Consider the following 12,182-nt stretch of genomic DNA (forward strand, 5'->3'; position numbering starts at 1 on the left):
AGGTCCTTCGGGACCTTTTCCAATTTCAAGACATACTTCTTATTAAGGTGATTTATATAACAATCGATTTGGGCTACCAGAAGGATTTTTTACCACATTACTACTTGCTTGATTTAACAGATTAGTTGAGATTGTCTGAGGTGTTGCTGTAGGTGTACTTTGCAACATTTCAGCTACGACTCCAACAACATGTGGAGTAGCCATTGAAGTTCCATTTAAAACTTTAGTTGCTGTATTGCTCCCAATCCATGAAGAATTGATCTGGCTTCCTGGCGCAAAAATATCAACGCAGCTTCCATAATTAGAATAACTCGCTCGTGTATCAGTATTATCTGTAGCAGCGACAGTAATTGCCTTACTTACTCTGGCAGGAGAAGAACTACATGCATCTGTATTCGAGTTTCCTGCAGCCACAACCATTACATAGCCATTATTAAATAAGTTTTCTACTGCACTATCTAAAGATGCGTTTGCTTCACCACCTAAAGATATATTCACTACAGCTGGCTTTTTACCATTTTTTAATATCCAATCTAAACCAGCAATCACATTACTCGAAGCACCAGAACCATCACATCCTAAAATCCGAATAGGCACTAAGCTTACATTCTTGGCAACCCCATAGGTACTACCACCAACTGTTCCTGCCACATGGGTACCATGACCATGACAGTCACTTGTTCCATTACCATCAGATATCGCGGTATAGCCACTTAATACCCGTCCAGAGAACTGTTGATGTGTAGACAATATTCCTGTATCAACAATATAAGCGGTTGTGCCTGAACCTGTTTGTAAGTACGAATAGGCTGAATCTAGAGGTAAGTTTCTTTGGTCAATACGATCTAGTCCCCAATCTGGGTTACTTTGCGTAGTCGCATCGACTTTCATGATTGTGTCATTTTCAATAGAAACGACTTTCGGATTTTTTTTCATTGCTTCAACAAAAGCAGTACCGGCAACATCGGGTAAATAAATTGCAAATCCTTTAAGTACAGCATCATAGGTCTGTAATACCTTCCCACCATGTTGTTTAGCAATACCTTGTGCAAACTCGTTAGAAGAACCCACATCCTTATTAAGAATAACAATATATTGATTTTTAATAATTCCTTTTGCTTCAGATGAGCCTAATACAGAATTTGTTGTAGCAGGTGCAGCATAGGTTAAATGACTCAGCGCTATTGCTAAAAGAAAAGTCGAAACTTGGCAAAACTTCATAGAAAATCTCCATATTTTTTACTTTAGACATCATTGTTATGATCAGTACAGTCTTTATATTTAGGGATTAACATCTTTAGAAAGGAATTTTTATTATATTCTCCATATATTATAACCACATCATGTTTTCATAAAACTTGGACCTATACAATGCTATTATCTTTTTTCATTTAAAATTGAGAACCAATTCAAATAAACCAATACATCAAACATTTTAGAATAAATAATTATCTTACTTTATTTATAATTTAGTTTAGGTGGGATGTATAATGTAAAAATATATAATCATTAAAAATAATATAAATGTAGAAATAATGAGATATGTTCCAGTTGTATTAAAGCTTTTTAAAAATTTCCAGATATCCATAAATAAAAATATAAAACAGTGAGTTATGAAAATTCTTGCAAATTACAATATAGCCTTCAACTAAAAGAGATTTACAATTTTTTAAACTATAGGTGTTCAGTATCAAATATGTAAAGATATATTGCAAAAATATGTGATAATTAATGAATATAATGTTTTTTAAATGGTTATAATTAATAAATACTAAAATCAATTATATTCTATAGCTTTTTAATTTTAGTTCTGGCAGTTCAACCTTACAACCAGCTAAATGATGCCTACAATTAACGCTATATTCGATAAAGCCATCTTTAATAAAGTAATTACAATATTCATTTATACTTATGATGGGATCAAATGTCGGTTTTTCCAAGTTACCATTAAAAAACCATTGGTTGCCGTTAGAGAAAGGATAATGTACAGGAATATAATGAAGATATCCGCAAGCAGGACACATATGTTTATACATGCCTCCTTCAAAATACTGTACTTTCATTAACACTCCTTTAAAAATAAAAAAGCCAACTCATAAGAGCCGACTAAACCATTTATTTACAGATGCTATATATTATTAAATTATGTGCTATAGCCTTCTCTCTTTTATTTTTCTGTTTTTAATTTATCTAACCTATATGACAAATTCATGAAGTTCCGAGTGTAATCTCACACTTTGTTAGTTTGGTAAAATATATTTTATATAATCTATTAATTAAATGATAATTCCAGTTAAATAATGAAAAGCAAATACTAGTTTGTTTCTTATTTGGCAAAGGGCTATGTGATTAACTCATATTAATCATTAAATAGATATTACCGCCATATCCAAGAAAAAAATTCGATTTATCTTATTGTTTTTAAAAATCAAATAAAAAAGTCCGCATCTTGGGAAGCTACGGACTTGAAACTCAACTAAACAACAGCTAAACATTTTGCCGCTTAGTGAGAAAGCACTATCTTTTTAATCTAATTAAGTTCTATAGTCAGGTCAATAAGGATACTTAATTTTTATAAAAATTAGGTTGAGTTGTGATTTATCTCACATTTTATCTTCTAATAAGTTTAATCTGTTTTTCTTTACTCAATTACATTCTATTTCAAACACTTAAATTAAAATATTATTAAAGTAATGATTTAAAATAGAATAATGGTTAATTTTAGGAATAAGCTTGAAAGAAACAAAATCCTGATCTTGCCTTTTCTTCATTTCAAAATAATTTTGGCTTTGCCATTTCAACTCATCAAGTTCGAGTTCACCACAGAAAATTGAACATGGAGTAGTAATTCGTTTTGACTGATGAACAGGGCTGTATTTTAAGATATCTTCGCTTGAAAGATTGAGAGCATGATTTAAATGTGTACTTTGTATAGGCTCAAGATCATAAATTCCACTTAACAAAACCATCTCAGATATGAGTGGATGGCCTAATGACAAAGCAGCCAGATGCGCCCCTGCCGAATGTCCAACCAAAACTACCTCATTAGTTTTCCAGTCTTGCTCTCGAATAAAATCGAGAGCTTGATTAATTTGAGAAGCAATATCTGAAATTTTGCTTTGTGGGGCCAGATCATATTCTAAAAGAACGCACTGGACTCCTTTTGCTAGAACATACGGTACGATGAATGCAAAATCTGATTTATCACACCATTGCCAATAACCACCATGAATAAAAATAACAGTCTTTTTGGCTTGCTCTAATGGAAATAAATCTAAAGTTGACCGTAGGTGCATGCCATATTGGATATCTGCAATATGGGTAAATTTTTGATAGCTCAATAAGCTTGTTCTTTTAAATTCTGCCAATATTTCATGTTCATTCGCTACAGTTCTAGAATTGTCATATGGTCGCATAGATCTCTCACTTCAATGATTCTTCATGAGCATTTAAAGCAAGCTTGGCTGATGACCGCTTTAAATAGTAAAAAACCGTAAGAACAACAACTAATGGCACTCCAAATTGTAAAGTTGACTTAAATTCATTGGTAAACCAAGTTGTGATCGTAATACTCAAAATTGCGATTAATCCTAACAGGGAGATTAACTGACTCGCTGGAACCTTAAATTTTAACTGTTCTCCTTTTCGTGCCATGTGCCTTCTGAAACACATATGGGTAACAAAAATACTGCCCCAAGTGAACAGTGCACCGAACATAGATAAAGCAATCATGATCGGGAATGCCGAGTTCGGATTAATGGTATAAACAATACTCGCAATACCAATACCGACCGCTGACAATAGCAACGCGTTAATTGGTACACCATTATGACTAATACGGCCAAATAGTTTTGGTGCATCACCAGCTCGTGACAAGCTAAATAGCATACGTGTTGAGATATACAGCATACTATTCATAGCTGATAAGGCCGCGACAATTACAATAAAATTTAAAATACTATCTGCATATGGAATCCCTACAATTTTCATTACCATCACAAAAGGGCTGGTCGCTTCGGCTCCAATTAAAGTTGTCCAAGGAACAAGTGCCACAATGAGAAATAAAGACAGCAAATAAAATAGGATTAAGCGAATTGCCGTACTTTTAAAAGCTTTCTTAACAGCTCTTTCTGGATCTTTAGCCTCACCTGCTGCAACAGCGATCATTTCAATACTTAAATAACTAAATATTGAAATGATTACTCCAATCCAGACTCCACTAAAACCATGAGGGAAAAAGCCCCCATGCTCGGTTAAATTAGAAAGAACCTGAGCTGTTCCTCCATGACTTTGAGTCAGAATGCCAATTGCTAAAAGAATAAATACAATAATTGCAAAGACTTTTATTGTCGAAAACCAATATTCAACCAACCCAAATGCTTTAACACTATATGCATTAACCACAAGTAACGTCAGCGAGAAAAACGCAATCCAGACCCAAGAACCTACATGAGGAAACCATAATTTCATATAGTCAGCAACTGCTGTAATTTCTGTACCGACCGCTAATACAATACATGCCCAATAACAATAACGGACTAAAAACCCAGCAAGCGGACTTACATAATGCTCAGCATATGCCCCAAATGAGCCTGACGTAGGGTGCTGGACTGTCATCTCAGCAAAAAAAGCCATAATAGCAAATGCGATTAAGCCTCCAATGGCATAACTCACAATGACGGCTGGGCCAGCAAAGCTAATTGCGAACTTGCTTCCCATGAACAGCCCTGTACCAATCGCTCCACCAATTGCAATCATTCCCATCTGTTTTGCGGATAATTTTTTATGTAAACCCGCTTCTCGATTTTGTATTTCATCAAAACTGCTCATAGGCCCTCCTAGCCATTTTTCTAATGTTGATCTCTAACGATCAGGTCACTTCACTGCGCACCAGATAACGCTCATTTTTCCATTCACTATTCAGCATAATTTGCTTAAGTTGTTGTACGGCATTCCAAATATCTTCAAATCCTAGATATAAAGGTGTAATTCCAAAACGTAATACTTCCGGCTCTCGATAATCCCCAATTACCCCACGAGCAATCAGCGCTTGAATAATTTCATAACCGAACTCATGTCTATAACTGACATGACTACCACGATATTTATGGTTTAAAGGGGTAATCAGTTCAAAACCAAACTGTGCACATTCTTGTTGAACAAGTTGAATAAACAAATCAGTTAATTTGAGTGATTTCTCACGTATTTGTTGCATATCAGCTTGTAAGAAAATATCGATACCACATTCAATTAGACTCATAGAAATGATGGGTTGAGTTCCGCACAAGTAACGACGGATACTGTTAGCTGGTTCATAGTGCTGAGCCATATCAAAAGGTTTCTTGTGGCTCCACCAGCCTGAGAGAGGTTGCCAGAACTGATCACGATGCTTTCGATTTACCCATAACAACGCTGGAGAACCTGGGCCACCATTTAAATATTTATAAGTACAACCAATCGCAAAATCACTATTGCTCTGATTAAGATCCATAGGCACTGCACCAACCGAGTGACATAAATCCCAAATAATCAAAGCATCTTTAGCGTGAATTTGTTGATTAATAGACTCCATATCATAGAAATATCCAGTCCGATAATTCACATGAGAAAGAACAACTACCGCCACATCTTTTGCTAGAATACGAGATAAACCATCGGTGCCATCAATCAATTCAACTTGATAACCCTGATGAATCAAATCGATAAAGCCTTCAATAATATAAATATCGGTTGGAAAGGCATCTTTTTCTGCAACAATAATTTTACGTTCCGGAAATTTTTGAGCTTGAATTTTTACCGCTGCTGATAAAACTTTGAATAAATTTAGGGTCGTTGAGTCTGAAATAACGACTTCACCTTTTTCAGCACCGATAAGCTGCGCGACTTTATCTCCGAGTCTAGTCGGTAGTCCCCACCAATCTGCTTTATTCCAACTATTAATGAGGTCCTCACCCCACTCTTTTGCAATAATATGCTGAGCAACCTCTAATGATTTTTTTGGTCTTGCACCCAAAGAATTACCATCTAAATAAATGACATTTTCTGGTAGTGCAAATTCGTCTTTAAACTTTTTGAGTTCATCTTCCTGATCCCAATAGAGGCATTGTTCGTGAGTAATCATTTGTTATTTCACCTATTTTCAACATTTCCTTTGTATTTGAATTCTATCACGCCAATTCTTTCGATTTATTCGATAATATTTGATTAAGATTTGCTATTTTCGTATAAAATTCGAATTAAAATTAAAAAACATGGATGAAATTCGAAAATGAATGTAGATGCAATTGATCTTAAAATTTTAAAACATTTACAAGATAATGCTCGGTTAAGTAACCAAGAACTGGCCGATCTCGTTAACCTTTCGGCTTCAGCTTGTCATCGAAGAGTTAAAATTTTAGAAAGCAATGGTGTAATTGAAAAATATCAAGCGAAAGTTAATTATGAAAAACTAGGTATAAAAATTGAGGCAATTGTCGAAATAAAGCTTGCCCAACTCACAGAAAATGATCACAACTTCTTTTTAAGTCAGATCAAAAATTTTGATGAAGTCATTAATGCATATATTATTACTGGTGAATCTAATTATGTTTTACACGTTGCGACCAAAGATTTGAGTTCTTTTTCTCATTTCGTCATTAATACCTTAAATAAAATAAAGGGTGTAGTAAGCATCAATTCCAAGATCATTTTACAAAAGATTGTGCAAAAACCACTTTGATCCCTTATTTTTAATTAAAGAGACATCTCATGATCGAAACAAAGCGTTTAATTTTAAGACAGTGGAAAGAAAGTGATGTTGAGCCTTTTATAACAATGGGCTTAGATCAAGATGTTATGCAATTTTTCCCAAATCTATTAACACCCCAAGAAAGCCATAATTTAATTCAAAAAATTTCATCTCTCATTAATGAAAATGGTTGGGGTTTCTGGGCAGTAGAATTAAAAGAAACTCATCAATTTATCGGGTTTATTGGTTTACATAGTCAACCTGAACAATTTGACTTTTCTCCATGTGTGGAAATTGGGTGGCGACTTGCAAAAGAATTCTGGAAACAAGGTTATGCAACTGAAGGAGCAAAAGCAGCTTTAGACTATGGTTTTAATGTACTGAATTTAGATAAGATCGTTTCATTTACCGCTAACACAAATACACCCTCTCAAGCTGTCATGGAAAGACTTGGAATGCATAAAGTTAAAAACTTTGATCATCCCAAGGTTCCTCTCCATCACCAATTAAAAGCACATGTGTTATATGAAATTACGAACTCTTCATTTAATTTTTGATTAAAGTCAAAATTTTAAATTATTAATAAATATTTTCTTAATCATCGAAATCATAGCCAACAGATGTAGAGCACTCCCAATACTCATGGATTTTACTCGCGATATCATCTTTTCCCATTGTAGTGAGTACATAAAAGAGTTTAGCCTCTTTATTTTTTCTTAGTATTAATAGGTTGTAGTAATCATACTCAGGCCCATTAAGACCTAAGGTTGGCTGTGCTTCACAGTGCTTTTCTGCTTTGTAATGCCATTCAAGCTTATAAGTATCAAGGCCATCAGCAGCATTGATTACAATACCGTCATTGGCTCCGCCAATAAATCCAATTTTCATTGCTTTCTCTAAATTCTTATTAGGGTTAATTTTAAATATAACTTTAAACAAGTATCCTTCAATTTATAAAATGTATGTCAATACGTATCCTATGTAAGCAAAATTAACCATAAATATAGATGACTTTTAAGATTTCTTAATTGCAAAACTTTGGCTGCCTATTTTTACTTTAAACACAGGAAAAGTTTTCTATTAAAAAGCATTTATTATTGTTTTTTGTTTGCAAAATTACACGCTATAATTTTCAAATCATTTATCCTCCCTACCCATCACATTAATCAAAACACCTTTTGAAAGAATTAATGGGTGGAGTTTTAAATTAATTTTATATCTCGAAGTTTCTTTAATTAATGATTTTAAAAAGGATATATGGTAGATGTGTCTTAAAAAATTTGCTTTAAATGATTTTGGAGATATTTAGATATGTCTAAAATCGTAATGTTTGACATGGATGGTACGCTATTAGATCTCGCTTTTGATGATTTCATCTGGAATGAATGTCTTCCTAAGCGACACGCAGAGATACATCAACTTCCACTCGCCCAGAGCCAAAAAGCACTATATCAGTTTTATCTAGCACATAAGCATACACTTGTTTGGTATTCATCAGCTTATTGGACCAAAACTGTAGGCGTTGATGTACTCAAATTACAGCAAGAATTTCAGACAAAAATTCAAGCTCGGTCTGGTTGTATTGAGCTTCTACAGGAACTGAAAAAGCAAGGATATAGTTGTTGGTTAGTTACAAATGCCGATCATGCAAGCTTACAGTTAAAGCTCGATAATGTTGCAATTAAACACTTCTTTGACGTAATCGTATCGAGTGAACAAATTGGTTATGCAAAAGAAGATATTCATTTTTGGCAAGAGCTCCAAAAATTACACCCTTTTGACCCAGACGTAACCATTTTTATTGATGATACAGCTCCTGTACTAAAAACAGCTGAAAAATTTGGTATCAAGCACTTGTTTACTATCTTGCAGCCCTCAACTCTAAAGGATGTAAGAAAGCATGAAGATTTAGAATATAAAGCGCTAGATCGACTTACAGAATTGCTGTCTATATTGAATCAAATTGATAGAAAGGATAATGATGTCAAAATCGCTTGAAAACGATGCTGTAGAGACCATGCGTATCGACAAATGGTTATGGGCTGCTCGTTTTTTTAAAACTCGTTCAATTGCTAAAGCAGCAATCGAAGGAGGTAAAGTACATCACAATAATGAGCGTGTAAAAGTTTCCAAAGAAATTCGTGTTGGAATGGAACTGATTATTCAACAAGGTTTTGATAAAAAAACCGTTGTCGTAAAAGCGCTTTCGAACACACGTGGTCCAGCACCAGTTGCCCAGCAACTTTATGAAGAAACAGAAGTAAGTATTGCTAGACGGGAGTTGATTGCATCCCAACGAAAATTGCATAATCTTGCTCGACCTGATCATAGACCGAGTAAAAAGGATCGTAGACAGATTAATCGGTTTAAACAGGACAATGATCAACACTGGTCGTATGGTGATGAATAAAAACGTCGAGTTGTGTCGCACACACACAGACAACACATAGAAGCTATAGAAAAAATCTGTCACTATTAGCCCTGTGAAACAAGTTGAGATTCAATGCATCCACTTGGGTTAAACGTGATGAACTTAGAGTATTGAGGTTTTTGAGATGGATGAGAATAAAAGCAAAGCATTACAAGCCGCGCTAAGTCAAATTGAGAAACAATTTGGCAAAAATACGGTGATGCGTCTCGGTGACAACACTGTTCAAGCAGTTGAAGCTGTATCTACAGGTTCTTTGACGTTAGATATTGCATTGGGGATTGGCGGTTTACCGAAAGGTCGTATCGTTGAGATTTATGGTCCAGAATCTTCTGGTAAAACCACAATGACTCTCCAAGCGATTGCACAATGTCAAAAAGCTGGTGGTACTTGTGCATTTATCGATGCAGAACACGCATTAGATCCACAATATGCACGTAAACTCGGTGTGGACATTGATAATCTACTTGTATCGCAACCTGATAACGGTGAACAAGCACTTGAGATTGCAGACATGCTAGTTCGCTCTGGTGCAATTGATTTAATCGTTGTCGACTCAGTGGCTGCTCTTACTCCTAAAGCAGAAATTGAAGGCGAAATGGGTGACTCTCACATGGGCTTACAAGCTCGCTTAATGAGTCAGGCATTACGTAAAATTACGGGTAACGCTAAACGCTCGAACTGTATGGTTATTTTCATTAACCAGATCCGTATGAAAATTGGTGTAATGTTTGGTAGCCCTGAGACTACGACTGGTGGTAACGCATTGAAGTTCTATGCTTCTGTACGTTTAGATATCCGCCGTATTGGTCAGGTCAAAGAAGGTGATGAAATCATCGGCTCTGAAACTCGAGTTAAAGTTGTTAAAAACAAAATGGCTCCTCCTTTTAAAGAAGCTATTTTCCAAATCTTATACGGTAAAGGTACAAACCAGCTTGGCGAACTTGTAGATTTAGCTGTACAACAAGATATCGTGCAAAAAGCAGGCGCTTGGTATTCATATCAAGGCAATAAAATTGGCCAAGGTAAAAACAATGTTATCCGCCACTTTGAAGAAAATCCTCAAATGGCTGGAGAAATTGAAAAGATTATCCGTGAACAACTGCTAACTACGGGTACTAATGGTGCTGTACAGGTGGAAGATGAAGAAGAAGATCTTCTATTAGAGTCTTAATTACCGCTAATAAGTCTTAAAACGCCCTTCGGGGCGTTTTTTACAAGGAAATATTAAATATGTTCAAAAGAACAGAAGAACAGCCCCAACAACGCGCTTTGCTAACAGGTCAACGTTTGCGCTCATATGCTTTTGCGTTATTGACTCGTCGAGATTATTCGAAAGCAGAACTTATCGAGAAATTGAATCGTTATGCACAAAACCCTGAAGAGGTTAAGCAACTTGTTGAAGAGTTATCTGAGCAAAATTATCAAAGTGACCAACGCGTTGCAGAACTAACATTGGCTAGCCAAATTCGTAAAGGCAAAGGGCCAAAACGCATCAAACAAGCTTTAAAAACTAAACAAATCGAAAATGATTTAATTGCAGATGAAATTCATAATATTGATTGGGTGGAACAGGCTTATCAACTTAAAGTGAAAAAGTTTGGTGAAGAAGTAGAAAAAGATCCTAAACTTAAAGCAAAACAGATGAGGTTTTTACAATATAGAGGATTTGATTTAGATGTAATTATGAAGGCAATCCAACGGAGATCGGATTAGAAGATGGTGGTAACCCCACTAGCAAAACTTCGGCACATCATAGATCTGCTACCGTTGCTACCTTCCGGTCCTGGCGGGGTTCACAGAGTACAATTGCGAAGCCACCAGCGGGGCTACCATTGCAAAACAGAGTATAGAGATTTTTAAAAGAGTTGCAAGCCTTCTTCTCAATTTTAAGCAAGTTTATGTTTCAATTGATTAATTCATCGTCAAAAACATATAAATTCCTAGAATCTCTTATCTTATATTCTTTCTTGATACTTATTTTGAATAAAATATGCTTGAAGATTGTAAACTATTCTTGCATTTATATTGTTAGCTGTTTTAATTGCAATGATCAATTAAAACCTTAGATAGCTAATGTGAATAGTTTACATATTCCCTTCTCAAGTTAGCTTTTACATAAAATTATGGACCTATACTCATGCGATTGATGAAGCATTCTTTATTATTTATTGCCTTAATGAGCACTACTTCTCTCTATGCCAATATTCCAATTGAATCGCGCGGTTTAAGTCAAAGTGGTGGTAGTTCAACTAACACTTCATCGAATAACGCTTCAGTCCCTAGTAATTTAAATTGGGAATTGATGCAAAAAAACCAACAATTAGAAAATGATATACGTACCTTACGCGGACAGTTAGAAGAACAATCGAATGATATTGAACAACTGAAAAAAGATTTATCTAATCGCTATACTGATTTAGACCAGCGTTTGGAATTACTAAATCAAAAAGTAGATCCAGAAAGTGCAGCACCAGACAATACAGCAAATAGTGATGCTACAGCTACCGGAAGCTCAGAAGCTCCTCCTACCGACAATAAAGCAGCTAGTACTACTACAACTGCTGCAAGTCAAGTTACTTCCCCTTCACAAACGCAAGTAACACAACCAGCTTCATCGCCTGCTACGCAAAATCAATCGAACCCTGTAGAACTTGAAAAAGCAGCTTATACTGTCGCTTTAGATGCCTACAAACAAGGTGGAGCGAAAAAAGCGATTGCTCCAATGCAAAACTTTATCAAAAATCATCCTAATAGCGTTTATACAGGCAATGCCTATTTTTGGTTAGCCGAGTTTAATTTAGCAACTGATCCGGTAAATTATAATGAAGCTAAAAAGAACTATAATGTAGTCGCTACGCAATACCCAAATTCTAGTAAAGCTCCTCGCGCGCTTTATCAACTCTACAGTATTGCCAAAGATGTTGATAAAAACACTGTATCAGCAAACCAATATAAAGCTAAAATTTTAAGTCAGTATCCAAAATCTGAAGAAGCCAAATTTTTTAACAAATAAAAGTTTTTAAG

General features: G+C 35.2%; 13 protein-coding genes and 1 other RNA gene. 7 read left to right on the forward strand and 7 right to left on the reverse strand.

Annotation, left to right across the window (positions count from 1 at the left end; all coding sequences use genetic code 11):
* Positions 1-42: 42 nt before the first annotated feature.
* The 5 genes from J536_RS09500 to kynU all read right to left on the reverse strand — a co-directional run bounded on the left by J536_RS09500 (position 43) and on the right by kynU (position 6,121).
* Positions 43-1,221 (reverse strand): S8 family peptidase, encoded by a 1,179-nt coding sequence (locus tag J536_RS09500; protein ID WP_032055929.1) that lies wholly within the window; start codon positions 1,219-1,221, stop codon positions 43-45.
* A 560-nt stretch (positions 1,222-1,781) separates the two neighbouring features.
* On the reverse strand, positions 1,782-2,063 hold the full coding sequence (locus J536_RS0104300) for a DUF6527 family protein (RefSeq protein ID WP_032055927.1): 282 nt from the start codon (positions 2,061-2,063) through the stop codon (positions 1,782-1,784).
* Positions 2,064-2,669: 606 nt separating this feature from the next.
* Positions 2,670-3,416: an alpha/beta hydrolase gene (locus tag J536_RS09505; protein ID WP_032062766.1), complete on the reverse strand. Its 747-nt coding sequence runs from the start codon at positions 3,414-3,416 to the stop codon at positions 2,670-2,672.
* Between the two features lie 7 nt (positions 3,417-3,423).
* Complete coding sequence (locus tag J536_RS09510) at positions 3,424-4,830, reverse strand: amino acid permease (RefSeq protein WP_032062767.1); 1,407 nt, start codon at positions 4,828-4,830, stop codon at positions 3,424-3,426.
* A gap of 40 nt (positions 4,831-4,870) precedes the next feature.
* Complete coding sequence (gene kynU, locus J536_RS09515; RefSeq protein WP_032062769.1) at positions 4,871-6,121, reverse strand: kynureninase; 1,251 nt, start codon at positions 6,119-6,121, stop codon at positions 4,871-4,873.
* A 147-nt stretch (positions 6,122-6,268) separates the two neighbouring features.
* Between kynU and gigD the strand changes: the two genes are divergently transcribed.
* Positions 6,269-6,718: an Lrp/AsnC family transcriptional regulator GigD gene (gigD, locus tag J536_RS09520; protein WP_017386002.1), complete on the forward strand. Its 450-nt coding sequence runs from the start codon at positions 6,269-6,271 to the stop codon at positions 6,716-6,718.
* 29 nt (positions 6,719-6,747) lie between these two features.
* Positions 6,748-7,284, forward strand: coding sequence for a GNAT family N-acetyltransferase (locus J536_RS09525; protein WP_019767682.1), 537 nt, complete (start codon positions 6,748-6,750; stop codon positions 7,282-7,284).
* Between the two features lie 37 nt (positions 7,285-7,321).
* Here the strand turns inward: J536_RS09525 and J536_RS09530 are convergent, their stop codons facing one another.
* Positions 7,322-7,615, reverse strand: a complete 294-nt coding sequence (locus tag J536_RS09530; protein ID WP_023187860.1) for a hypothetical protein — start codon at positions 7,613-7,615, stop codon at positions 7,322-7,324.
* A 423-nt stretch (positions 7,616-8,038) separates the two neighbouring features.
* Between J536_RS09530 and J536_RS09535 the strand changes: the two genes are divergently transcribed.
* From J536_RS09535 to J536_RS09550, 4 genes are all read left to right on the forward strand, one after another.
* A complete protein-coding gene (locus tag J536_RS09535) occupies positions 8,039-8,725 on the forward strand; it encodes an HAD-IA family hydrolase (protein ID WP_032062771.1) in 687 nt (228 codons plus the stop codon).
* Complete coding sequence (locus J536_RS09540) at positions 8,709-9,137, forward strand: RNA-binding S4 domain-containing protein (protein WP_005068915.1); 429 nt, start codon at positions 8,709-8,711, stop codon at positions 9,135-9,137. Before J536_RS09535 ends, J536_RS09540 begins: the two co-directional genes overlap by 17 nt.
* A 145-nt stretch (positions 9,138-9,282) precedes the next feature.
* Complete coding sequence (gene recA / locus J536_RS09545; RefSeq protein ID WP_002115680.1) at positions 9,283-10,329, forward strand: recombinase RecA; 1,047 nt, start codon at positions 9,283-9,285, stop codon at positions 10,327-10,329.
* A 59-nt stretch (positions 10,330-10,388) separates the two neighbouring features.
* Positions 10,389-10,871 (forward strand): regulatory protein RecX, encoded by a 483-nt coding sequence (locus tag J536_RS09550; protein WP_005068912.1) that lies wholly within the window; start codon positions 10,389-10,391, stop codon positions 10,869-10,871.
* Between the two features lie 13 nt (positions 10,872-10,884).
* Here J536_RS09550 and ffs read toward each other — a convergent pair.
* An RNA gene (gene ffs, locus J536_RS24860) (signal recognition particle sRNA small type) lies at positions 10,885-10,981 on the reverse strand.
* A 314-nt stretch (positions 10,982-11,295) separates the two neighbouring features.
* Here ffs and J536_RS09555 point away from each other — a divergent pair.
* Positions 11,296-12,171, forward strand: coding sequence for a YbgF trimerization domain-containing protein (locus J536_RS09555; RefSeq protein ID WP_005068911.1), 876 nt, complete (start codon positions 11,296-11,298; stop codon positions 12,169-12,171).
* Positions 12,172-12,182 lie beyond the last annotated feature (11 nt).

Origin of the sequence: Acinetobacter sp. 809848, from assembly GCF_000581275.1 — a bacterium.
Classification (GTDB): Bacteria; Pseudomonadota; Gammaproteobacteria; order Pseudomonadales; family Moraxellaceae; genus Acinetobacter; species Acinetobacter pittii.